Origin of the sequence: Pseudomonas sp. NPDC086278 (genome assembly GCF_050280905.1) — a bacterium.
GTDB lineage: Bacteria > Pseudomonadota > Gammaproteobacteria > Pseudomonadales > Pseudomonadaceae > Aquipseudomonas.
In genome coordinates, this window is the sequence record NZ_JBNNWE010000012.1 from 45,930 (window position 1) to 69,324 (window position 23,395).

Annotated in this window: 23 protein-coding genes and 2 pseudogenes; 16 read left to right on the forward strand and 9 right to left on the reverse strand. The window is 60.3% G+C overall.

Annotated features, from left to right (window positions below; genetic code table 11):
• Nucleotides 1–173: 173 nt before the first annotated feature.
• Together ACQKP4_RS05965 and ACQKP4_RS05970 are read right to left on the reverse strand one after the other, a co-directional pair.
• Nucleotides 174–1,316, reverse strand: a complete 1,143-nt coding sequence (locus ACQKP4_RS05965) for an MFS transporter (RefSeq protein ID WP_427631308.1) — start codon at nucleotides 1,314–1,316, stop codon at nucleotides 174–176.
• A gap of 189 nt (nucleotides 1,317–1,505) precedes the next feature.
• Complete coding sequence (locus ACQKP4_RS05970; RefSeq protein WP_427631310.1) at nucleotides 1,506–2,999, reverse strand: aldehyde dehydrogenase; 1,494 nt, start codon at nucleotides 2,997–2,999, stop codon at nucleotides 1,506–1,508.
• 238 nt (nucleotides 3,000–3,237) lie between these two features.
• On the opposite strand from ACQKP4_RS05970, the gene ACQKP4_RS05975 reads away from it, so the two are divergent.
• Nucleotides 3,238–3,600 (forward strand): cupin domain-containing protein, encoded by a 363-nt coding sequence (locus tag ACQKP4_RS05975; RefSeq protein WP_427631312.1) that lies wholly within the window; start codon nucleotides 3,238–3,240, stop codon nucleotides 3,598–3,600.
• Between the two features lie 191 nt (nucleotides 3,601–3,791).
• On the opposite strand, the gene rpmG is transcribed toward ACQKP4_RS05975, so the two are convergent.
• Nucleotides 3,792–3,947 (reverse strand): 50S ribosomal protein L33, encoded by a 156-nt coding sequence (gene rpmG, locus ACQKP4_RS05980; protein ID WP_007894709.1) that lies wholly within the window; start codon nucleotides 3,945–3,947, stop codon nucleotides 3,792–3,794.
• A gap of 11 nt (nucleotides 3,948–3,958) precedes the next feature.
• Nucleotides 3,959–4,192: a 50S ribosomal protein L28 gene (gene rpmB / locus ACQKP4_RS05985; protein WP_007894701.1), complete on the reverse strand. Its 234-nt coding sequence runs from the start codon at nucleotides 4,190–4,192 to the stop codon at nucleotides 3,959–3,961.
• Between the two features lie 445 nt (nucleotides 4,193–4,637).
• Between rpmB and ACQKP4_RS05990 the strand changes: the two genes are divergently transcribed.
• Nucleotides 4,638–6,224, forward strand: a complete 1,587-nt coding sequence (locus tag ACQKP4_RS05990) for an ABC transporter substrate-binding protein (protein WP_427631314.1) — start codon at nucleotides 4,638–4,640, stop codon at nucleotides 6,222–6,224.
• Nucleotides 6,225–6,356: 132 nt separating this feature from the next.
• Here the strand turns inward: ACQKP4_RS05990 and radC are convergent, their stop codons facing one another.
• Nucleotides 6,357–7,031, reverse strand: coding sequence for a RadC family protein (gene radC / locus ACQKP4_RS05995; RefSeq protein WP_427631316.1), 675 nt, complete (start codon nucleotides 7,029–7,031; stop codon nucleotides 6,357–6,359).
• A 136-nt stretch (nucleotides 7,032–7,167) separates the two neighbouring features.
• On the opposite strand from radC, the gene coaBC reads away from it, so the two are divergent.
• From coaBC to argB, 4 genes and pseudogenes are all read left to right on the forward strand, one after another.
• Nucleotides 7,168–8,376 carry a bifunctional phosphopantothenoylcysteine decarboxylase/phosphopantothenate--cysteine ligase CoaBC gene (gene coaBC, locus ACQKP4_RS06000; RefSeq protein WP_427631318.1) on the forward strand — a complete coding sequence of 403 codons (1,209 nt, stop codon included), beginning with the start codon at nucleotides 7,168–7,170 and terminating at the stop codon, nucleotides 8,374–8,376.
• Between the two features lie 5 nt (nucleotides 8,377–8,381).
• Nucleotides 8,382–8,837, forward strand: coding sequence for a dUTP diphosphatase (gene dut / locus ACQKP4_RS06005; protein WP_059403885.1), 456 nt, complete (start codon nucleotides 8,382–8,384; stop codon nucleotides 8,835–8,837).
• A gap of 345 nt (nucleotides 8,838–9,182) precedes the next feature.
• Nucleotides 9,183–10,556: pseudogene (locus tag ACQKP4_RS06010) on the forward strand (phosphomannomutase/phosphoglucomutase); the annotation flags it as partial.
• Nucleotides 10,557–10,581: 25 nt separating this feature from the next.
• Complete coding sequence (gene argB / locus ACQKP4_RS06015; protein WP_010465204.1) at nucleotides 10,582–11,487, forward strand: acetylglutamate kinase; 906 nt, start codon at nucleotides 10,582–10,584, stop codon at nucleotides 11,485–11,487.
• Between the two features lie 77 nt (nucleotides 11,488–11,564).
• Here argB and pyrE read toward each other — a convergent pair whose 3' ends face one another.
• Nucleotides 11,565–12,209, reverse strand: a complete 645-nt coding sequence (gene pyrE / locus ACQKP4_RS06020; protein WP_265041728.1) for an orotate phosphoribosyltransferase — start codon at nucleotides 12,207–12,209, stop codon at nucleotides 11,565–11,567.
• An 82-nt stretch (nucleotides 12,210–12,291) separates the two neighbouring features.
• Here pyrE and ACQKP4_RS06025 point away from each other — a divergent pair.
• Nucleotides 12,292–13,071, forward strand: a pseudogene (locus ACQKP4_RS06025) (exodeoxyribonuclease III).
• Nucleotides 13,072–13,259: 188 nt separating this feature from the next.
• On the opposite strand, the gene ACQKP4_RS06030 reads toward ACQKP4_RS06025, so the two are convergent.
• Together ACQKP4_RS06030 and rph are read right to left on the reverse strand one after the other, a co-directional pair.
• A complete protein-coding gene (locus ACQKP4_RS06030; protein ID WP_427631321.1) occupies nucleotides 13,260–13,628 on the reverse strand; it encodes a DUF4870 domain-containing protein in 369 nt (122 codons plus the stop codon).
• Nucleotides 13,629–13,656: 28 nt separating this feature from the next.
• Nucleotides 13,657–14,379 (reverse strand): ribonuclease PH, encoded by a 723-nt coding sequence (gene rph, locus ACQKP4_RS06035; protein ID WP_010465211.1) that lies wholly within the window; start codon nucleotides 14,377–14,379, stop codon nucleotides 13,657–13,659.
• Between the two features lie 280 nt (nucleotides 14,380–14,659).
• Here rph and ACQKP4_RS06040 point away from each other — a divergent pair, with 280 nt between their 5' ends.
• From ACQKP4_RS06040 to ACQKP4_RS06065, 6 genes are all read left to right on the forward strand, one after another.
• A complete protein-coding gene (locus ACQKP4_RS06040) occupies nucleotides 14,660–15,523 on the forward strand; it encodes a YicC/YloC family endoribonuclease (protein WP_427631323.1) in 864 nt (287 codons plus the stop codon).
• A gap of 12 nt (nucleotides 15,524–15,535) precedes the next feature.
• Complete coding sequence (gmk, locus tag ACQKP4_RS06045; protein ID WP_427631325.1) at nucleotides 15,536–16,156, forward strand: guanylate kinase; 621 nt, start codon at nucleotides 15,536–15,538, stop codon at nucleotides 16,154–16,156.
• Between the two features lie 167 nt (nucleotides 16,157–16,323).
• Complete coding sequence (rpoZ, locus tag ACQKP4_RS06050) at nucleotides 16,324–16,587, forward strand: DNA-directed RNA polymerase subunit omega (protein ID WP_007894670.1); 264 nt, start codon at nucleotides 16,324–16,326, stop codon at nucleotides 16,585–16,587.
• Between the two features lie 57 nt (nucleotides 16,588–16,644).
• Nucleotides 16,645–18,750 carry a bifunctional GTP diphosphokinase/guanosine-3',5'-bis pyrophosphate 3'-pyrophosphohydrolase gene (spoT, locus tag ACQKP4_RS06055; RefSeq protein ID WP_427631327.1) on the forward strand — a complete coding sequence of 702 codons (2,106 nt, stop codon included), beginning with the start codon at nucleotides 16,645–16,647 and terminating at the stop codon, nucleotides 18,748–18,750.
• Between the two features lie 24 nt (nucleotides 18,751–18,774).
• A complete protein-coding gene (locus ACQKP4_RS06060; RefSeq protein WP_003229509.1) occupies nucleotides 18,775–19,155 on the forward strand; it encodes a RidA family protein in 381 nt (126 codons plus the stop codon).
• A gap of 72 nt (nucleotides 19,156–19,227) precedes the next feature.
• A complete protein-coding gene (locus ACQKP4_RS06065; protein WP_427631329.1) occupies nucleotides 19,228–19,968 on the forward strand; it encodes a hypothetical protein in 741 nt (246 codons plus the stop codon).
• 75 nt (nucleotides 19,969–20,043) lie between these two features.
• Here ACQKP4_RS06065 and ACQKP4_RS06070 read toward each other — a convergent pair whose 3' ends face one another.
• On the reverse strand, nucleotides 20,044–20,904 hold the full coding sequence (locus tag ACQKP4_RS06070) for an SDR family oxidoreductase (protein WP_427631331.1): 861 nt from the start codon (nucleotides 20,902–20,904) through the stop codon (nucleotides 20,044–20,046).
• 188 nt (nucleotides 20,905–21,092) lie between these two features.
• On the opposite strand from ACQKP4_RS06070, the gene exbB reads away from it, so the two are divergent.
• From exbB to ACQKP4_RS06085, 3 genes are read left to right on the forward strand one after another with little or no spacing between them, the layout of a single operon-like run.
• Nucleotides 21,093–22,061 (forward strand): tonB-system energizer ExbB, encoded by a 969-nt coding sequence (exbB, locus tag ACQKP4_RS06075; RefSeq protein ID WP_427631333.1) that lies wholly within the window; start codon nucleotides 21,093–21,095, stop codon nucleotides 22,059–22,061.
• A 6-nt stretch (nucleotides 22,062–22,067) separates the two neighbouring features.
• The gene (gene exbD / locus ACQKP4_RS06080; protein ID WP_427631335.1) at nucleotides 22,068–22,493 is read left to right on the forward strand and encodes a TonB system transport protein ExbD; all 426 of its coding nucleotides are present in this window, start codon (nucleotides 22,068–22,070) and stop codon (nucleotides 22,491–22,493) included.
• Entirely contained in the window at nucleotides 22,490–23,239 is a 750-nt protein-coding gene (locus tag ACQKP4_RS06085) for an energy transducer TonB family protein (RefSeq protein ID WP_427631337.1), read from the forward strand. The genes exbD and ACQKP4_RS06085 overlap by 4 nt, the downstream gene beginning before the upstream one ends.
• Nucleotides 23,240–23,395 lie beyond the last annotated feature (156 nt).

Consider the following 23,395-nt stretch of genomic DNA (forward strand, 5'->3'; position numbering starts at 1 on the left):
GATTGAATAGTTTTTGCGCCTGCTGCGCAGGCGAACGGGGGCAAGCCCCCTCGCCACAAAAGCCTCCTCACCACAAAAGGCCCTTCTCCACAAAAGCCTCCTCACCACAAAAGCTTCCTCGCCACAAAAGGCCTCTCCACAAAAGCTTCCTCGCCACAGCTTTGTGTTCACATTCAGGCCGGTTGTGCGGCGCCGAACGCCCCTTCGCGCATTAACAAAATCACCAACCCCAATGCCCCCGCCGCCATCAGCAGCGGCAACGCATGGCCGCTGATCCACTGGCTGCCGGCCCCGGCGGCCAACGGCCCGACCAGACAGCCAATGCCCCACAACTGCGCGATATGCGCATTGGCGCGCACCAGCGCATCATCGCGGTAACGTTCGCCGATCAGGATCAGCGACAAGGTGAACAGGCCGCCCGCGCTGGCGCCAAACAACACCCACAGTGGCCAGATCAGCAGCGTGTCGATCAACAACGGAATCGCCAGGCTCGACAGCAGCAACACCACCGCGCAACCGGTAAACAGCGTGCGCCGGGACAAGCGATCGGCCAGTGCGCCAATCGGCAATTGCAGCAACGCATCACCCACCACCACGGTGCTGACCATCGCCAGGGCGATTTCCGTGGTGAAGCCCTGGCGCAGGCAATACACCGGTAACAGGGTCAGGATCATCGCCTCGAAAGCGGCGAACAACGCGACTCCCCAGGCAATCGCCGGCAAGCCGCGACAAAAGGCCAACAAGTCGCCAAAGGTCACGCTGCACGCTTCGCTGGAAGGCGCGCCGCTGCGACCGAGCAACAGAAAAGGCGCGACCATCAGCAAACCGACGCCGACCCAGAATCCGTAATCGTGATCAGTGCCCAAAACGCCCAGCAGTATCGGCCCGGCCAACTGACTCAGCGCATAGCTGCTGCCGTACAGCGCCACCAGGCGCCCGCGCCATTGTTCGACCACCAGTTGGTTGATCCAGCTTTCACCGAGGATGAACACCAGCGTCAGGATCACGCCAATCATCAATCGCAACACCAGCCACACCGGATAGCTCGGCAACAACGCCAGCAACCCAATGGAAAGTGCCCCGGCCCACAGGCACAGGCGCATCAGATTGGCCGTGCCAAAGCGCGCCGCCAGGTGGCTGGAAATCTTCGCCCCCAACAAAACACCAATGGCCGGCATGGCGGCCATCACGCCGATGGCGAACGAGCCGTAGCCCCAACTTTCCAGGCGAAAGGACACCAGCGGCATGCTGACGCCAAGGGCCAGACCCACACTCAAGACAGACGCCAACACGGCGAAATACGTCGCCCAACGCATGTTCCACGCTCCTGTGGATATTATTTTTCCGGCACGGCACAAAACAAATGTGGGAGCGGGCTTGCTCGCGAAGAGGCCATCACAGCCCACATCATCGTTGGCTGTTACGGCGCCTTCGCGAGCAAGCCCGCTCCCACAGGGATCTGCGTCGTTCAGGAGCCCGGTCTAAAATCGGGCTCCTTCACGGGCTTACAACTTGATCCAGGTCGCCTTCAGTTCGGTGTACTTGTCGAACGCGTGCAGCGATTTATCGCGGCCGTTGCCCGACTGTTTGAAACCACCAAACGGTGCGGTCATGTCGCCGCCGTCGTATTGGTTGACCCACACGCTACCGGCGCGCAGTGCGCGGGCGGTCAGGTGAGCCTTGGAGATGTCCTTGGTCCATACCGCAGCGGCCAGGCCGTAAGGCGTGTCGTTGGCAATCGCGATGGCTTCTTCGGCGGTGTCGAAAGCGATGACCGACAGCACCGGGCCAAAGATTTCTTCCTGGGCGATTTTCATCGCGTTGCTGACACCGTCGAAAATCGTTGGCTCAACGTACGTGCCGCCGGTTTCCTGAAGAATACGTTTGCCGCCAGCCACCAGTTTGGCGCCGTCGGTGTGGCCGGACTCGATGTAGGACAGCACGGTGTTCATCTGTTGGGTATCCACCAGCGCGCCGACGTTGGTCGCCGGGTCCAGCGGGTTGCCCGGCTTCCAGGTTTTCAGCGCTTCGATCACCAGCGGCAGGAATTTGTCCTTGATCGAACGCTCGACCAGCAGACGCGAACCGGCGGTGCAGACTTCGCCCTGGTTGAAGGCGATGGCGCCAGCAGCGGCTTCGGCAGCCTCTTGCAGATTCGGCGCATCGGCGAACACGATGTTCGGGCTCTTGCCGCCGGCTTCGAGCCAGACGCGCTTCATGTTCGATTCGCCGGAGTAGATCAGCAACTGCTTGGCGATCTTGGTCGAACCGGTGAACACCAGCGTGTCCACATCGTTATGCAGGGCCAGGGCCTTGCCGACGGTGTGGCCGTAGCCTGGCAGGACGTTCAGCACGCCTTTCGGGATGCCGGCTTCAACGGCCAGTGCCGCGATGCGGATGGCGGTCAGCGGGGATTTTTCCGACGGCTTGAGGATCACCGAGTTACCGGTGGACAGCGCCGGGCCGAGTTTCCAGCAGGCCATCATCAACGGGAAGTTCCACGGCACGATGGCGCCGACAACGCCGACCGGCTCGCGAGTCACCAGACCCAGTTGATCGTGCGGGGTGGCGGCGACTTCGTCGTAGATCTTGTCGATGGCCTCACCGCTCCAGCTCAGGGCTTGCGCCGCGCCGGGAACGTCGATGTAGAGGGAATCGCTGATCGGCTTGCCCATGTCCAGGGTTTCAAGCAGGGCCAACTCTTCGGCGTGCTGTTTGAGCAGGCCGGCGAAACGAATCATGGTGGCTTTGCGTTTGGTTGGCGCCAGGCGCGACCAGACACCGGAATTGAACGTGGCGCGAGCGTTTTCAACCGCACGCTGGGCGTCGGCGGCGTCACAGCTGGCAACCTTGCCCAGCAGACGGCCATCGACCGGGCTGATGCACTCGAAGGTCTCGCTGGAGACGGCATCGGTGTATTCGCCATTGATGTAGGCGCGGCCTTCGATCTTCAGATCGCGAGCCCGTTGCTCCCAATCGGCACGAGTCAGGGTGGTCATTCGAGTGTCCTCCTCTTATTGAATACGAGAGCCCCGCGTTCTTCGCGGGCGTCCCCAGGAATTCTGCCCGGCCAGCCTGCATGTTCGGCCCAAGGCAACCGCCACCCTAAACCAGCGACCGGTGTAGTTTCAATATATTTGACATAAGGCCGGCAAACGGCCTTGCGATGTTCATTTTAATAAACATAGACTTTGCGTCTTTTCAGCCAACGCGCCGTAATCACGGGGAATTACAACAATGAATATCCAGGATGTCGTCGACTTCAACCAAGCCACCACCGCGCCCGAGCGCTATCGACCAGACGCGGCGAAAGTCCTCAAGGGCGATCCCGAGCACGCACTCTACAACCACTACAACAGCCCGTGCGGCCAGCTGAACGCGGGCGTCTGGGAAGGCGCAGTCGGCCAGTGGCATGTGAACTTCACCGAGCATGAATACTGCGAGATCATTCAGGGCGTTTCAGTGCTGCGCGACAACGACGGCAACAGCAAGACCGTGCGCGCGGGCGATCGCTTTGTGGTCCCTGCCGGATTCAGAGGAACATGGGAAGTGTTGGAGCCGTGCCGCAAGATTTACGTGGCGTTTGAACCGAAGGCTTAAGGATTTGTGTCATCCGGGATGACGCTTTCGCGAGCAAGCCTGCTCCCACACTAGTTTTGTGAGTGCCACAAATCCCCTGTGGGAGCGGGCTTGCTCGCGAAGGGGCCCTGACAGACAACACATAACCATCAGGCAACAAAAAAGGCCCGTATCTCGCGATACGGGCCTTTTTCGTAAGTTGGAAAAATCAATTACTTGATTTTGCCTTCTTTGTAGATCACGTGCTTGCGAACAACCGGATCAAATTTCTTGATCTCGATTTTGTCCGGAGTAGTACGCTTGTTCTTGTCGGTAGTGTAGAAGTGACCAGTACCGGCGCTCGAAATCAAACGAATCAATTCACGCATGATTAGCTCCCTTAGATCTTGCCGGCTTTGCGGATTTCGGCCAGCACGACAGTGATGCCACGCTTGTCGATGATACGCATGCCTTTGGCAGATACGCGCAGACGCACGAAACGTTTCTCTTCTTCAACCCAGAAGCGGTGATGCTGCAGGTTCGGCAGGAAACGACGACGGGTTTTGTTGTTTGCGTGGGAAATGTTATTCCCAGTCACCGGACCCTTACCGGTAACTTGACATACTCTCGACATGCCTCAGCCCTCTAAAACCACATGCCCAACCCGGCATGGGTTGGCCGCTTAATCTCTCAGTCATTTGGCGCCAGGCGCCGCGTTTCTTTAGAGGTCTTACCGGCTACACCTACAGTGAAGGAACCGGGCCCCTAGAAAAGAGCGCTGCTTTATACCAGAAAGACTGAAGAGCAACAACATTCCGTGTGCGCGGACTTGATAAATCCCCCGTTTTTCCGTCGCCGGGCGCCTTGGATAAAGGCTGTCGTCGATTAAGACCGCTCGTCGCAGAGAATCGGCCAATCGACCAATTCCGGGTTTTCCTCGGCCCGCATCACCGAAAACAAGCGCACATAGTCCCCTTAAAATGAAAAAGGGGATAGTCATTTGCAAAAGAGCCCACTAGGGTAAGCCTTTTCCAGACTGCACTTGCAGATGGGCCTTCGATCTGTAAAGGAATCCGACCATGCGCCTCGCTGCCCTACCGCTATTGTTTGCTCCTCTGCTGCTGAGCCCGCAGGCCATGGCCGCCGCTCTGACCGTCTGCACCGAGGCCAGCCCCGAAGGGTTCGACGTGGTGCAATACAATTCGCTGACCACCACCAACGCCTCGGCCGACGTGCTGATGAACCGCCTGGTGGACTTCGACACCGCCAGCGGCAAAGTGGTCGCCAGCCTCGCGGACAGCTGGGAAGTCTCGCCGGACGGCCTGTCGTACGTGTTCAAGCTGCATCCGCAGGTGAAATTTCACCGCACCGATTACTTCAGCCCGACACGTAACCTGAGCGCGGAAGACGTGAAATTCAGCTTCGACCGCATGCTCGATCCGGCAAACCCGTGGCACAAAGTGGCCCAGAGCGGCTTCCCACACGCACAATCGATGCAGTTGCCAGCGTTGATCAAGAAGATTGACGCGCTCGACCCGCTCACCGTGCGCTTCACCCTTGATCATCCGGACTCGACCTTCCTCGCCACCCTGAGCATGGGGTTCGCCTCGATCTACTCCGCCGAATACGCCGACAAATTGTTGAAGGCCGGCACCCCGGAGAAGCTCAACAGCCAGCCGATCGGCAGCGGCCCGTTCGTGTTCACCCGGTTCCAGAAAGACGCGTCGATTCGCTACAAGGCCAACCCGGACTATTTCGGCGGAAAGCCGTCGGTGGACCCGCTGATCTTCGCCATCACGCCGGACGCCAACGTCCGTTTGCAGAAATTGCGCCGCAGCGAGTGCCAGATCGCCCTTTCGCCCAAGCCTCTGGACGTACAGGCCGCGCTGAAGGAGCCGACGCTTAAAGTCGAAAAGACTGACGCGTTCATGACCGCATTCGTCGGCATCAACAGCCAGCATCCGCCACTGGACAAACCTGAAGTGCGCCAGGCGATCAACCTCGCGTTCGACAAGGCCAATTACGTCAAGGCCGTGTTCGAAGACACCGCCGAAGCCGCTAATGGCCCGTATCCGCCGAACACCTGGAGCTACGCGAAGGGCTTGCCGGGTTATCCGTATGACGTGGAAAAGGCCAAGGCATTGATGGCCAAGGCCGGGCTGAAGGATGGCTTCAAGACCACCATCTGGACCCGTCCTACCGGCAGCACACTCAACCCTAACCCAAGCCTCGGCGCGCAACTGCTTCAGTCCGACCTCGCCGAAATCGGCATTCAGGCCGAGATTCGCGTGATCGAATGGGGCGAACTGATTCGCCGCGCCAAGGCTGGCGAGCACGACCTGCTGTTCATGGGCTGGGCGGGTGACAACGGCGACCCGGACAACTTCCTCACGCCGCAATTTTCCTGCGCGGCGGTCAAGTCCGGCACCAACTTCGCGCGCTACTGCAATCAGGATCTGGACAAGCTGATCAGCGCCGGCAAGACCACGGGCGAGCAAGGTGTGCGCACCAAGCTGTATGAACAGGCCCAGGCGCAGATCCAGCAGCAGGCGCTGTGGCTGCCACTGGCGCACCCGACGGCGTTTGCGCTGACGCTTAAAGATGTTGAGGGTTATCAGGTCAGCCCGTTTGGGCGTCAGGACTATTCCAAAGTCAGCTTCAAGTAATAGCGTCACCACACAACCTGTGGGAGCGGGCTTGCTCGCGATAGGGCCATTTCATTCAACATCACTGCTGATTGATGCACCGCCTTCGCGAGCAAGCCCGCTCCCACAGGGGGTTTGCGTTGCCCGCTCTCGCTACATCCACCCATACTCGGCCATCGACAGCGGCTCGCCGTCCCCGACGATGAAATGGTCGAGCACCCGCACATCGATCAGATCCAGCGCCTCTTGCAGGCGCTTGGTCAGCAGTCGATCCGCCTGGCTGGGGTTGGAATTGCCCGAAGGATGGTTGTGGCAGAGGATCAACGCCGCAGCGTTGTGGGCCAAAGCACGCTTGACCACTTGGCGCGGATAAACGCTGGTGCAGTCGATGGAGCCGCGAAACAGCACTTCAAAGATCAGCACTTGATGCCTGGAATCCAGAAACAGACAGCCAAACACCTCGTGTGGCTCGTGGCGCAGCATCGATTTCAGGTAATCACGAACGGCCTGCGGGTTTTCCAGCGCCGTTTTCTGACGCGCGCGTTCGGCCAAATGCCGTCGGCCCATCTCCTGCGCCGCCTGCAACTGCGCGAATTTCGCAGGTCCTAGCCCTAATTGCTTGCTGAATGTTTGTTGATCCGCCTCAAGCAGCGAACGCAGGCTGCCGAACTGATGCAACAGGTGCCGCGCCAAGTCCACTGCGCTTTTACCGGACACTCCGGTCCGCAGGAAAATCGCCAACAGTTCGGCGTCTGAAAGGCTCGCCGAGCCCAACTCCAATAACCTTTCTCGCGGTCGCTCGGCCGCCGGCCAATCACGAATACTCATAACACCTCCCTGGTCTGTGGGCCCCGCTGTTCCATAGCGGTCGCTGTGATATCGTAGCCCATCTTTTTTGCTGGCGATTTCATCCCTGGGGAGGGGGTATCGCCATGCAGTCACCATCGAATTGAAAGGCAGACCTATGCAGCGGCTGTATCGGAAACGCATCGTTCTGGGCGTCGGCGGCGGCATCGCTGCCTACAAGAGCGCCGACCTGGTTCGCCGCCTGATCGATCAGGGCGCCGAAGTGCGCGTGGTCATGACCCGTGGCGGCGCCGAGTTCATCACCCCGCTGACCATGCAGGCCTTGTCCGGCCACCCGGTCCATCTCGACCTGCTGGACCCGGCGGCCGAAGCCGCGATGGGCCACATCGAGCTGGCGAAATGGGCCGACATGGTGCTGATCGCCCCCGCCACCGCGGACCTGATCGCCCGTTTGGCCCAAGGCATCGCCGACGATTTGCTGACCACGCTGGTGCTGGCCACCGACGCCGTCGTCGCCGTAGCGCCCGCAATGAACCAGGCCATGTGGCGCGACCCGGCCACCCAGGCCAACCTGCAAACCCTCGAAAGCCGGGACATCAAAGCCTTCGGCCCGGCCTCCGGTAGCCAGGCCTGTGGCGACGTGGGCCTGGGACGCATGCTCGAAGCCGTCGAACTGGCCCAATGCGCCGCGGACTGCTTCAAGCGCCAGGCACTGACTGGCAAACACGTGCTGATTACCGCAGGCCCGACCCAGGAAAACATCGACCCGGTGCGCTACATCACCAACCACAGCTCCGGGAAAATGGGCTTTGCCCTCGCCGAAGCGGCGGTGGAAGCCGGCGCCCGCGTGACCTTGATCACCGGCCCGGTGCACTTGCCAACGCCGGATCGCGTCACGCGCATCGACGTGGTCAGCGCCCGCGACATGCTCGCTGCCTGTGAAGCCGCGATCCCATGCGACCTGTTCATTGCCTCGGCAGCGGTTGCGGACTACCGCCCGGAAGTCGTCGCCCCACAGAAACTCAAGAAAGACCCTACGAACGGCGACGGATTGTTGCTACAGATGGTGCGTAACCCGGACATCCTGGCCGCCATCTCCACCCGCCCCGACCGTCCGTTCAGTGTCGGTTTCGCTGCCGAAACCGAACACCTGCTCGATTACGCCGCGCGCAAGTTGAAAGACAAGAACCTCGATTTGATCGTCGCCAACGACGTCGCCAACCCGAGTATTGGCTTCAACAGTGAAGAAAACGCCTGCAGCGTGATCGACCGCCAGCTCCACGCCACACTTTTCGCCCAGACCAGCAAGAGCAAGATTGCTCGCCAGCTGATCACTTTTATCGCCGACCGTCTGAACCAGGTTTAATTTACATGCACGCTTTGCAAGCCAAGATCCTCGACCCTCGCATCGGTACCGAATTTCCGCTGCCGCAGTACGCCACCCCTGGCTCCGCCGGCCTCGACCTGCGCGCCATGCTGGAAAAAGACACCGTGATCAAGCCGGGTGAAACCGTGCTGATCCCGACCGGGCTGTCGGTCTACATCGGCGATCCGGGCCTGGCCGCGCTGATTCTGCCGCGTTCCGGCCTGGGCCATAAGCACGGCATCGTGCTCGGCAATCTGGTCGGCTTGATCGACTCTGATTACCAGGGCCCGCTGATGGTCTCGTGCTGGAACCGTGGCCAGACCGATTTCAACATGGTGGTCGGCGAGCGTCTGGCTCAACTGGTTTTGGTTCCAGTCGTTCAAGCGCACTTCGAGATGGTCGAAGAGTTCGTTGAAACCGAGCGCGGCGCGGGCGGTTTCGGGCATTCCGGCAGCCACTGAAGATTTTGTGGGAGCGAGCTTGCTCGCGATGACGGCTACGCATTCGACAAAGATGTCATCTGTGGATCCGGCTATCGCGAGCAATCGAGCGTCGACCGGCTGCTCCCACAGGTATTGCACCGAATTACGCGAAGTTGATCTGGAAGATTTACCACTGAAAATCAAGGCATTGACCGGCCATTACCGCGCAAACGCAGGTGGCATGGCCTTTTCGCACCACGAACTCTCTGTGGAAAACGCCGTCATACCCTTCAGTTTGAGCCGGCCGAAGCGTTCTTCGCAGGCCCGTCCAGTCACTTTCGAGATGGAGCATTCCTACAGATGAGCAACCCAGCCCAAGTCCCACCCCAGTTTCCCGACAGTATCTTCCGCGCCTACGACATTCGCGGCACTGTCCCGGAGTTCTTGAACGCTGAGACCGCTTACTGGCTCGGTCGCGCCATTGGCGCCCAGAGTCTGGCCCAGGACGAGCCAAACGTGTCCGTTGGCCGTGACGGCCGTTTGTCCGGCCCGGAACTGGTCGAACAACTGATCAAAGGCCTGGCTGACAGCGGTTGCCACGTCAGCGACGTCGGCCTGGTGCCAACCCCGGCGCTGTACTACGCCGCCAACGTCTTGGCCGGCAAATCGGGCGTGATGCTCACTGGCAGCCACAACCCGTCGAACTACAACGGCTTCAAAATCGTCATCGCCGGCGACACCCTGGCCAACGAACAGATCCAGGCCCTGCACGACCGCCTCAAGACCAATAACCTGAGTAGCGGCAAGGGCAGCGTCACCCAGGTCAACATTCTCGACCGCTACAACACCGAAATCGTCCAGGACATCAAACTGGCCCGACGCCTCAAAGTCGTGGTCGACTGCGGTAACGGCGCGGCCGGCGTGATCGCCCCGCAACTGATCGAAGCGCTGAACTGCGAAGTCATCCCGCTGTTCTGCGACGTCGACGGCAACTTCCCGAACCACCACCCGGACCCGGGCAAGCCTGAAAACCTCGTCGACCTGATCGCCAAGGTCAAGGAAACCAACGCCGACCTGGGCCTGGCTTTCGACGGCGACGGCGACCGCGTCGGCGTGGTGACCAACACCGGCAGCATCGTCTACCCGGACCGCCTGCTGATGCTGTTCGCCCGCGACGTGCTCGCGCGCAACGCTGACGCGGAAATCATCTTCGACGTCAAATGCACCCGGCGCCTGACGCCGCTGATCAAGGAATACGGCGGTCGTCCGTTAATGTGGAAGACCGGTCACTCGTTGATCAAAAAGAAAATGAAACAAACCGGCGCGCTGTTGGCCGGCGAAATGAGCGGGCACATCTTTTTCAAGGAACGCTGGTTCGGTTTCGACGACGGCATCTACAGCGCCGCGCGGCTGCTGGAAATCCTCAGCAAGGAAAAATCCACGGCGGAGGAGTTGTTCGCGACCTTCCCGAACGATATTTCTACGCCGGAAATCAATATCCATGTGACCGAAGAGAGCAAATTCAGCATCATTGATGCATTGCACGACGCAAAGTGGGGCGAAGGCGCAGACCTGACCACCATCGACGGCGTGCGAGTCGACTACGCCAAAGGCTGGGGCCTGGTGCGCGCGTCCAACACCACACCGGTGCTGGTCCTGCGTTTCGAGGCTGATGACGAGGCTGAACTGCAGCGCATCAAGGACGTTTTCAAAGTCCAGTTGAAGCGTGTTGCACCTGATCTCCAACTACCGTTTTGATCTTCTGATTCACCCGGAGCCCTGAATGACCCTCGAACGCGAAGCCGCCGCCAACACCGCCAAGGTCCTGTCCGAAGCGCTGCCTTACATTCGCCGCTATGTCGGCAAGACGCTGGTGATCAAATACGGCGGCAACGCGATGGAAAGCGAGGAGCTGAAAACCGGCTTCGCCCGCGACATCGTGCTGATGAAGGCCGTGGGCATCAACCCGGTGGTGGTTCACGGCGGCGGCCCGCAAATCGGCGACCTGCTCAAGCGTCTGTCGATCGAGAGCCACTTCATCGACGGCATGCGCGTGACCGACGCGCAAACCATGGACGTGGTGGAAATGGTCCTCGGCGGCCAGGTCAACAAGGACATCGTCAACCTGATCAACCGTCATGGCGGCAGCGCCATCGGCCTGACCGGTAAAGACGCCGAGCTGATTCGTGCGAAGAAGCTCACCGTGACCCGCCAGACGCCGGAGATGACCCAGCCGGAGATCATCGACATCGGCCAGGTGGGTGAAGTGGTCGGCATCAACACCGATCTGCTGAACCTGCTGGTGAAAGGCGATTTCATCCCGGTGATCGCGCCCATCGGTGTCGGCGCCAACGGTGAGTCGTACAACATCAACGCCGATCTGGTGGCCGGTAAAGTGGCCGAAGCGCTGAAAGCTGAAAAGCTGATGTTGCTGACCAACATTGCCGGCCTGATGGACAAGTCGGGCACCGTCCTGACCGGGCTCACCACGCAGCAGGTCGACGAGCTGATCGCCGACGGCACGATCTACGGTGGCATGCTGCCGAAGATCCGTTGCGCACTGGAAGCGGTTCAGGGCGGCGTCGGTAGCTCGCTGATCATCGATGGCCGGGTACCGAACGCGATTCTGCTGGAGATCTTTACCGATACCGGCGTGGGTACGCTGATCAGCAATCGCAAGCGTCACTAAGCCGCACATAAAAAAAGACCCCGCACAGCCTGGCTGAGCGGGGTCTTTTTTTCACCACCGAACTTGTGGGGTTACGGTCAGACGCCGAACTGGGCGCGGTAGGCCTCGACCGCCGGCAAATGCTGCTTGAGCTGCGGATCGTCAGCCAGGAATTCGAGCACCTGGTTCAACGAAACAATGCTGATCACCGGAATGCCGAAGTCGCGCTCCACTTCCTGGATCGCCGACAACTCACCGTTGCCACGTTCCTGACGGTTCAGAGCGATCAGCACGCCCGCCGCCTTGGCGCCGTCCTGGGAAGCGATGATCTGCATCACTTCGCGGATAGCGGTGCCGGCCGTGATCACGTCGTCGATGATCAACACGTCGCCGGTCAACGGCGCGCCGACCAGGCTGCCGCCTTCGCCGTGGGCCTTGGCTTCTTTGCGGTTGAAGCACCACGGCAGGTCACGCTCGTGATGTTCGGCCAGCGCCACTGCGGTGGTCGCCGCCAAGGGGATGCCTTTGTACGCAGGGCCAAACAACACGTCGAACGCAATGCCGCTCTCGACGATGGCTGCCGCGTAGAAACGACCCAATTGTGCAAGCGCGGAACCCGAGTTGAACAGGCCGGCGTTGAAGAAGTAGGGACTGGTGCGCCCGGACTTCAGGGTGAACTCACCGAAGCGCAAAACGCCGCGATCGATGGCAAAACGAATGAAATCGCGCTGATACGCTTGCATGAAAAAAACCCCAAATACCACGGATTTAGCTAATTAGGTTGACGCCGTGTATCATACACGCACGCGATTTTTGGGGCCATTTATGCGGATCATCAGTGTGAACGTCAATGGTATTCAGGCTGCAGTCGAGCGTGGTTTGCTCAGTTGGCTGCAAGCACAGAATGCCGACGTCATCTGCCTGCAGGACACCCGCGCCTCCGCCTTTGAACTGGACGATCCAGCCTTCCAACTGGATGGCTACTTCCTTTATGCCTGCGAAGCTGAAGTTCCCGCCCAGGGTGGCGTGGCTTTGTACTCGCGGTTGCAACCGAAGGCTGTCATCAGCGGTCTCGGCTTCGAGACGGCCGACCGCTACGGGCGCTACCTGCAAGCCGATTTCGATAAGGTCAGCATCGCGACCTTGCTGCTCCCTTCGGGGCAGAATGGCGATGAAGACTTGAACCAGAAGTTCAAGCTAATGGACGACTTCGCCCGTTATCTGGATAAACAGCGACGCAAACGTCGCGAGTACATTTACTGTGGCTCGCTGTACGTGGCGCAACAAAAGCTGGATATCAAGAACTGGCGCGACAGCCAGCAATCCCCGGGCTTCCTGGCACCTGAACGCGCCTGGTTGGACGAGATTGTCGGCAACATGGGTTAAGTCGATGCCCTGCGCGAGGTCAGCCGTGAAGGCGACCAGTACAGCTGGTGGCCAGACAACGAACAGGCTGAGATGCTCAACCTGGGCTGGCGTTTCGACTACCAGTTGCTGACCCCTGGCCTGCGCCGCTTCGTTCGCAGCGCTCGCTTGCCACGCCAGCCACGGTTCTCGCAGCACGCACCGCTGATCGTGGACTACGACTGGACGCTGACCATCTAAGCGTCGTTTCGCAGACACAAAAAAACCGACTCAGTGTCGGTTTTTTTGTGGGCCCCATTCCTGTAGGAGCGAGGCTTGCCCACGAAAGAGGCCGGCACACTCAACACATATGTTGACGGTGAGATCGCCTCGCGGGCAAGCCACGCTCCCACAAGGGCGGCGGCGGTTATTGATCCACCGCGTGGCGTTTATTTGATCAGCCGCCAGGTGAACGGATACCGATACGGCACCCCTTCATTGGCTTTCACGCCGCCGATGATCGTCAGCACCAACGCGCCAATCGCCACCAGACCAAACAGGAAGAACCCGATGATCACCACCATCAGCAGGAAGCAGATGGCGGAGGCAATGGCGACGGTGATCTGAAAGTTCAGCGCCTCCTTGCCCTGCGCATCGATGAACGGGTCCATCTCGCGCTTCATCTGCCAGAGAATCAGCGGACCGATCAGCGTGCCAAACGGAATCCAGATCCCCAACAAGGCGGACAGGTGACAAAACATCGCCCACTGCCGAACTTCTTTGCTCGGGATGGGAAGTAGCTCTTGCTCATCACTCATAGCGTCCTCCTTGTGTGGATCAGTCCAGTCAGTCGGCCAGTGCAGCCTTTTGCAGTTCAAAGATTTCGGTCATGCCTTTCTTCGCCAGTTCCAGCATGGCGTTCAGCTCTTCAGGCTGGAACGGTGCGCCTTCGGCGGTGCCCTGCACTTCGATGAAACCACCGGTGCTGGTCATCACGACGTTCAAGTCAGTCTCGGCAGCCGAGTCTTCCAGGTAATCGAGGTCAAGCACAGGCTCGCCCTGGTACATGCCGACGGAAACCGCGGCGATCATTTGCTTCAGCGGATCGCCGCCTTTCAGGCCGCCGCGCTTCTTGATCACTTTCAAGGCATCGACCAGTGCAACCATCGCGCCGGTGATGGATGCGGTGCGGGTGCCGCCGTCAGCCTGGATCACGTCGCAGTCGACGTACAAGGTGACGTCGCCCAGCTTGGACATGTCCAGGGATGCGCGCAGCGAACGACCGATCAGGCGCTGAATTTCCAGGGTGCGGCCGCCTTGTTTGCCACGGCTCGCTTCACGCTGGTTACGTTCGCCAGTGGCACGCGGCAGCATGCCGTATTCAGCGGTCAACCAGCCTTGGCCCTGTCCTTTGAGGAAACGTGGTACGCCGTTTTCGACGCTGACGGTGCAGATGACTTTGGTATCACCGAACTCGACCAGCACAGAACCCTCGGCGTGTTTGGTGTAGTTGCGGGTAATGCGGATCGAGCGGAGCTGATCGGCAGCGCGACCACTTGGACGTTTCATAGGGAATACCTGTACGGGGACGGAAAACTGCCGAGCATTATAGAGCCGCGCGCCAGGACTGGGCACTTCTAAAACATCGGCCCGACGATTGAAAGCTTTGAGTCGAGCGTAGGACAGGCCTTAACCGACGGCCTGCAGCCCTTTGTCACACCGTGTGTTTGGGCGCATCCGCCGCACTGCGCTACAATCCTGCGCCTTTGTTGCCTCTTGGCTTACATTCATCCAGATCGGGTCTGCGAAACCTTTGGTAACGCATGAACCTGCATTGCGAGGTACCTCCATGGTGCACAGCATGACCGCCTTCGCCCGCGTAGAGAAAGCCGGCGCCCAAGGCACCCTGAGCTGGGAATTGCGCTCGGTCAACAGCCGCTACCTGGAGCCGCACTTGCGTCTGCCGGAATCCTTTCGCGACCTCGAAGGCGCGGTCCGCGAAGCCCTGCGCCAGGGAATCTCCCGCGGCAAGCTTGAATGCACGCTGCGCTTCACGGAAGAAAACACCGACAAGCCCCTGCAAGTCGACCGCGAGCGTGCCGCACAATTGGTCGCCGCCGCCGAGACGATTGCCGGCCTGATCAAAAACCCGGCACCGCTCAACCCGCTTGAAGTGCTCGCCTGGCCCGGCGTGCTGGTCGGCGATGCGAGCGACCCGCAAGCGCTGAACGCTGAAGCGTTGGCCCTGTTCAACCAAGGCCTGAAAGAACTCAAGGCCGGGCGCGAGCGTGAAGGTGCGGAGCTGGCCCGGCTGATCAATGATCGCCTGACCTCCATCGAAGAAGACGTCGTAACCTTGCGTGAACTGGTGCCGCAGATGCTGGCCACCCAGCGCCAGAAAGTCCTCGACCGCTTCGCCGACATGAAAGCCGAGATGGACCCGCAGCGCCTGGAGCAGGAAATGGTCATGCTCGCGCAAAAGAGCGACGTCGCCGAAGAACTGGATCGCTTGAGCACGCACATCATCGAAGTTCGCCGGGTGCTCAAATCCGGTGGCGCGGCCGGCCGGCGCCTGGATTTCCTGATGCAGGAACTCAACCGCGAAGCCAACACACTGGGCTCCAAAGCCTTCGACCCGCGTAGCACGCAGGCTGCGGTCAACCTCAAAGTGTTGATCGAGCAGATGCGCGAACAAGTGCAGAATATTGAGTAAGGCAAACCCGACATGACCCACAGCACCGGCACCCTGTACATCATTTCCGCCCCTTCGGGCGCGGGCAAGAGCAGCCTGGTCAAGGCCTTGACCGACGCCGATCCAGAGATCCGCGTTTCGGTCTCCCACACCACCCGCGCCATGCGCCCCGGTGAAGTGAATGGCGTGAACTATCACTTTGTCGAACGCGGCGAGTTCGTGAAGATGATCGAGCATGGGGACTTCCTCGAGCGCGCCGAAGTGTTCGGCAATCTCTACGGCACCTCGCAAAGCCACCTCCAGCAAACGCTGGATGAAGGTCATGACCTGATTCTGGAGATCGACTGGCAAGGCGCCGAGCAAGTGCGCAAGTTGATGCCACAGGCTCGCTCGATCTTCATTCTGCCGCCGTCCCTGCAGGCGTTGCATCAGCGCCTGAACAATCGCGGCCAGGACAGCGACGAAGTCATCGAAGGCCGGATGCGCGAAGCCGTCAGCGAAATGAGCCACTACGTCGACTACGACTACCTGATCATCAACGACGATTTCGCCCACGCGCTGAAAGATTTGCAGGCGATTTTCCGGGCAAACCAGCTGCATCAAAAGCGCCAGCAGCAGCGCAACGGAAAACTTCTGGCCGAATTGCTCGGCTAAACAGCACTTCCCAAAACCGCTGCAAGGGCTTTACATTGGCACTTGCAGCGCGTTGAAGGGCTTGGTCAAAAAATCAGCGCTTCCCTAATCGCTGGTGTTTTTTTAAACTGTCGAGTCCGCTCGCCCAGCCGGGCAGCGCGCATATTGCATTCGCTCCGAGGAATACCATGGCCCGCGTAACCGTTGAAGACTGCCTGAACCACGTGGAAAACCGTTTTGAACTGGTCATGCTGTCCACCAAGCGTGCCCGTCAACTGGCCACTGGCGGCAAAGAGCCACTGGTTCAGTGGGAAAACGACAAGCCTACCGTTGTAGCGCTGCGTGAAATCGCTGAAGGCCTGATGAGCTACGAGTTCATCGCCAATGCTGAAATCGTCGAAGACGAACCGCTGTTCGCAGCGTTCGAGGACGAGTCCAACGAGGCCGTCTAAGCCTATGCCTGGTCGACGTAGCACGGCGCGGGGTCACAGCGGACGGCAGGAGTCATCATGCCGAGCATAGACGCCCTCGCCGATCGCTTATCGACCTACCTCGGCAAGGACCAGGTCAACCTGGTTCGCCGAGCGTACTTCTACGCCGAACAAGCCCACGACGGTCAACGCCGCCGTAGCGGCGAGGCGTACGTCACGCATCCTCTTGCGGTGGCGAACATTCTTGCCGACATGCACATGGACCATCAAAGTTTGATGGCGGCGATGCTGCATGACGTGATCGAAGACACCGGGATTGCCAAGGAAGCGCTGCAAGCGCAGTTCGGCGAAACCGTGGCCGAACTGGTCGATGGCGTCAGCAAGCTGACCCAGATGAACTTCGAGACCAAAGCCGAAGCCCAGGCCGAAAACTTCCAGAAAATGGCCATGGCCATGGCCCGCGACATTCGCGTGATCCTGGTCAAATTGGCCGACCGCCTGCACAACATGCGCACGCTGGAAGTGCTGTCCGGCGAAAAACGCCGACGCATCGCCAAGGAAACCCTGGAAATCTATGCACCCATCGCCAACCGCCTGGGCATGCACGCCATCCGCATAGAGTTCGAAGACCTTGGCTTCAAGGCCATGCACCCGATGCGTTCCGCGCGGATCAACCAGGCGGTCAAACGCGCCCGGGGCAACCGCAAGGAAATCGTCAACAAGATCGAAGAATCCCTCAGCCACTGCCTGGCCATCGACGGCATCCAGGGCGAGGTCAGCGGTCGCCAGAAACACCTTTACGGCATCTACAAGAAAATGCGCGGCAAGCGCCGGGCCTTCAACGAGATCATGGACGTCTACGCGTTCCGGATCATCGTCGACAAGGTCGACACCTGCTACCGCGTGCTGGGTGCTGTGCATAACTTGTACAAACCGTTGCCGGGACGCTTCAAGGATTACATTGCGATTCCCAAGGCCAACGGCTATCAGTCGCTGCACACCACACTGTTCGGCATGCACGGTGTTCCGATCGAGATCCAGATCCGCACCCGTGAAATGGAAGAGATGGCCAATAACGGCATCGCCGCCCATTGGCTGTACAAATCCAGCGGCGACGAGCAGCCCAAAGGCACTCACGCCCGCGCCCGCCAATGGGTCAAAGGCGTGCTGGAGATGCAGCAACGCGCCGGCAACTCGCTGGAATTCATCGAAAGCGTGAAGATCGACCTGTTCCCGGACGAGGTCTACGTGTTCACGCCCAAAGGCCGGATCATGGAGCTACCCAAAGGCTCCACGGCGGTCGACTTCGCTTACGCGGTGCACACCGACGTCGGCAACAGCTGCATCGCCTGTCGGATCAACCGTCGACTCGCGCCACTGTCCGAACCGCTGCAAAGCGGCTCCACGGTCGAGATCGTCAGCGCCCCCGGCGCACGGCCGAACCCGGCGTGGCTCAACTTCGTGGTGACCGGCAAGGCGCGGACGCACATCCGCCACGCCCTGAAACTGCAGCGCCGCTCTGAATCCATCAGCCTCGGCGAACGCCTGCTGAACAAGGTCCTGAACGGCTTCGACAGTTCGCTGGAGAAAGTCGCCGCCGAGCGCGTCAGTGCGATGCTCGCCGAATACCGCCTCGAATTGATCGAAGACTTGCTGGAAGACATCGGCCTGGGCAATCGCATGGCCTACGTCGTCGCCCGCCGCCTGCTTGGCGAAGGCGAACAGCTGCCAAGTCCGGAAGGCCCGCTGGCCATTCGCGGCACCGAAGGCCTGGTGCTCAGCTACGCCAAGTGCTGCACGCCGATCCCGGGCGACCCGATTGTCGGTCACCTGTCTGCCGGCAAAGGCATGGTTGTTCACCTGGACAACTGCCGCAACATCAGCGAAATCCGTCACAACCCGGAAAAATGCATCCAGCTCTCGTGGGCCAAGGATGTCACCGGCGAGTTCAACGTCGAGCTGCGCGTCGAACTGGAACATCAGCGCGGCCTGATCGCCCTGCTGGCCAGCAGCGTCAATGCCGCCGACGGCAATATCGAAAAAATCAGCATGGACGAACGCGATGGTCGCATCAGCGTGGTCCAACTGGTGGTCAGCGTGCACGACCGTGTGCACCTGGCCCGCGTGATCAAGAAACTGCGCGCCTTGACCGGGGTGATTCGCATCACCCGCATGCGTGCCTAAGCCCACTATTACAAGGAGTCATTCATGACCAAGACTGTTATCACCAGCGACAAGGCCCCGGCCGCCATCGGTACTTATTCCCAGGCGATCAAGGCTGGCAACACCGTTTACATGTCGGGGCAAATTCCTCTTGACCCAAAAACCATGGAACTGGTTGAAGGCTTCGAAGCCCAGACCGTCCAGGTGTTCGAGAACCTCAAAGCCGTGGCCGAAGCGGCGGGCGGTTCGTTCAAGGACATCGTCAAACTGAACATCTTCCTCACCGACCTGAGCCACTTTGCCAAGGTCAACGAGATCATGGGCAAGTACTTTGACCAGCCTTACCCTGCTCGCGCCGCCATTGGCGTCGCGGCCCTGCCAAAGGGTTCGCAGGTTGAGATGGATGCCATTCTGGTCATCGAGTAAATGCGTCCGGCGCAGCCCATGGGTTGCGCCGCTGCCGTATGTACAAAAAAGCGTTTCTGAAAGGATTTCACCATGCGCAATGCGCTTGTTGTCTCGCTGGTCGCCCTGCTCTTGGGCGGATGTGCCAGCAACCCTGCCGATCGTGATATCAGCGGCACCTGGATCAATCAGGTGGCGATCGACGCTGCCGCCAAAGGCGGGCCCCTGCGCGAAGCGCTTCAGGCGTATGGCCCGAACCTGGAATGGGACGTCAACACCAAGGCCGGTCAGGCCCGCTACACCAACGGTTTTGAAAACGTCGAAGGCAAGCTGCTGGGCGAACAGTCCGGCGCCTGGAAAGTCGACTTTTATGGCAGCTCCGCCAGCGAGCTGAAGCGGGACGGCAAGCAATTGAGCCAGGCCGCCAGCGACAACGAGCCAGCGCAAGTCTTCGACCGTGCAGTGATTCCGGTGCCGGACGGCGCACCGATTGGCGCGAGTTTCGAACGCGCGCTGTACACCGCCTACCTTGGCGGCAGCTGGAAAATCGTCAGCGGCCAGGGCGAAGGCAATACCGTGCAATTCCAGGCCGATGGACAAGTGGCCGGTCTGCCGGGCGCGGATCGTTACGCCCTGTGTCTGGCGGGCGATTGCGCGTCGATGAGCGGCGGCAACGACAACATCTGGCTGCAAGTGAACGGTCAGGGCAACACCTGGATCTTTGCGCGCAAGGGCAAGGAACTGGAGATTTTCCAGACGGTGAACACCGCACAGGCAGACGACATGCCGTCGTTTACGCCGGGTGATCGCAAGTGGTTGCTGGAGAAGCAGTAACCCGGTTCCAGAACCAACGCAAAAACCAATGTGGGAGCGGGCTTGCTCCCACATTTGGTTTCGGGTGGCCGGGAATCAGCAGCGGCCTTCGAGAATGGCGGCGTAGCCTTCGCGATAGCTGGGGTATTTCGGCGTCCAGCCCAACGCTTTGGCGCGGGCGTTGCTGCAACGCTTGCTGCCCGTGCGGCGCACGCTCGCATCTTCAGACCATTCGGTGACACCCAGATACTCACGCAACCAGCCGACCACTTCGGCCAGCGGTGCGGGCGCGTCGTCGACACCTATATAGACGTCATCCAGCGCCACGCCGCGATGATCCGCTTCCAGCAGATACGCCATCAGCCCCGCCGCGTCGTCGGCATGAATGCGATTGCCGTACAACGGTGGATCGACCGCCACGCGATAACCGCGACGCACCTGCGTCAGCAGCCATTCGCGGCCCGGGCCGTAAATGCCGGTCAAACGCACGATACTTGCCGGGATACCGCTGTCGAGTGCGATTTGTTCGGCTTCCAGCATCAGTCGACCGGAATAGCCGCTACCCGTCACGGTCGGCGAAGTCTCGTCGACCCACTCGCCCTCCTGCTGCCCGTAAACACTGCTGCTGGAAACGAACAACAACCGCTCAGGCACTTGCCCATAGTCGCCCAGCCATTCCAGCACATGCTGCAAACCCTGGACGTAGGCGGCGCGGTAACCGGCTTCGTCGTGATCCGTCGCGGCCGCGCAATACACCAGGTAATCCACCGCACCGATGGGCCAGGTGTCGGGACAGTCCTTGTCGAACAGGTCACCGGCGACGCCAATCACCCCTTCGGGCAGGCGCGAAATGTCACGACGCATGCCGTGAACCTCCCAGCCCAGCGCGAGTAATTGCGTGGCGAGTCGGCTGCCGACATCACCGCAGCCGGCGATCAAAACAGAAGGCGCGGACATCAGAAAACTCCTATCAGAAAGGCACAGACTAGCGCTGGCACAGGACGAGCGGCTAGCAATGCAGGAAAAAAAGATACTCTATTACTTCTGTTAACAAGAATTACTTGCAATAATGCCCGCCACTTTTGTTCTCGGCCTTCGAGGCCTGGAAGAACATTTACCGTCTTTTCCTTTCAGGTCCGGCCAGCATGACACGCAATCAATTCCCCGCTTCGCCAACCAAACGACCTCGCGCCTGGAGCGCAGTGGCCGCCTTGCTGCTCAGCCTGATGCTGGCACCCACCGCCACGTTCGCCGACGCACAAGCACCCGCCACGCCGGCCGCCGCCACTGCGCCGGCCCCGGCCGATCACGCGGCACCTGCAGTCGCGCCAGCCGCAACAGACCCGGCACAAGCAGTGGACGCTGAAGACGTACCGGAAGTTCTGGAAGCCGACAACACCTTGGGCATGGCCCACGACCTGTCGCCTTGGGGCATGTACCAGAACGCCGACATCATCGTGAAAATCGTGATGATCGGTCTGGCCATCGCCTCGATCATCACCTGGACCATCTGGATCGCCAAGGGCTTCGAGCTGATGGGCGCCAAGCGGCGTCTGCGCAACGAAATCGTCCACCTGAAAAAAGCCACCACGCTGAGGGAAGCCAGCGCGACCGCCACCAAGCCAGGCACGCTTGCCAACCTGCTGGTACATGACGCCTTGGAAGAGATGCGCTTGTCGGTCAACAGCCGCGAGAAAGAAGGCATCAAGGAACGTGTCGCTTTCCGTCTCGAGCGCCTGGTGGCCGCCTGCGGTCGCAACATGAGCAGCGGCACCGGCGTCCTTGCGACCATCGGTTCCACCGCGCCGTTCGTGGGCCTGTTCGGCACCGTGTGGGGCATCATGAACAGCTTCATCGGCATCGCCAAAACCCAGACCACCAACCTCGCCGTTGTAGCACCCGGCATCGCCGAAGCCCTGCTGGCGACCGCATTGGGTCTGGTTGCTGCGATTCCTGCGGTTGTGATCTACAACGTCTTCGCCCGCTCCATCGCCGGTTACAAGGCGCAAGTGTCCGATGCGTCGGCTGAAGTCCTGCTGCTGGTCAGCCGTGACCTCGATCACCTGCCGACCGCCGAGCGCTCCGCGCAACCCCACGCGGTCAAAGTAGGGTAATCAGCCATGGGCTTGCACTTGAAAGAAGGCGCAGACGACGATCTGGCCGAGAACCACGAAATCAACGTCACGCCGTTCATCGACGTGATGCTGGTGCTGTTGATCATCTTCATGGTGGCAGCCCCGCTCGCCACTGTGGACATCAAGGTCGACCTGCCGGCCTCCAGCGCCAAACCGGCGCCACGGCCAGAGAAACCGGTGTTCCTCAGCGTCAAGGCTGACCAGCGTCTGTTCCTCGGCGAAGACGAGGTGAAGGCTGACGCGCTCGGCGCGACGCTGGACGCACGGACCAAAGGCAAGAAAGACACGACGATCTTCTTCCAGGCTGATAAAGGCGTGGATTACGGCGACCTGATGGCCGTGATGGATAACCTGCGCTCAGCCGGTTACCTGAAAGTCGGTCTGGTCGGGCTCGAGACAGTCAAGAAATGATCACGACGCGCCATAAGCTGACGCGTTACGGCGGGAGCCTGGCCGTGGTGCTGGGCGTTCATGCGCTGGCCATCGCGCTGGCGCTGAACTGGAACGCACGCCCACCCATCGAGCTGCCACCGCAGGCGATGATGGTCGAGTTGGCGCCGGTTCCGGCACCGCCACCGCCGGCACCGCCCAAGGTCATAACGCCGCCGCAGCCACCGGCCCCGGTGGAAGAGCTGCCGATCCCGAAACTGGCTGAAGTGCCCAAGGCAGAAATTGCCGTGCCGAAACCGGTCAAGCCCAAGCCGAAGCCTCAACCGCCCAAGCCTGTGGAGAAAAAGCCGGAACCGCCGAAAGAGAAGCCGTCCGAGGAAAAACCGAGCGACGCGCAACCGACTCAGGCGCCGACGGAGAAGTCCGCACAACCGGCACCGGGCCCTTCGCCGGCGCAGCAAGCGGCCAAAGCCAGCTGGCAAGGCACCCTGCTCGCTCACCTGGCCAAGTACAAGAAGTACCCGGTCAGCGCGCAATCGCGGAACAAGGAAGGCATGAATCGTCTGCGTTTCATCGTGGATGCGGAAGGCAACGTGGTGACATTCGAACTGGTCGACCGTTCGGGCAATGCTGATCTGGACCGGGCGACCCTGGAAATGATCCGACGCGCCCAGCCGCTGCCCAAGCCACCGGCCGATATGTTGACCAACGGCACCATCGAAATCACGGCGCCGTTCGTGTACTCGCTGGATAAACGCCGGCGCTAGGCCGCACACAAAACCCATGTGGGAGCGGGCTTGCTCGCGAATGCGGTGTTTTGGTCGACATTGATAGCGACTGTCACACCGCATTCGCGAGCAAGCCCGCTCCCACAAGGTTGCAGGCAACCCGTAAAGGCACCCGAAAGGTGCCTTTTGCGTATC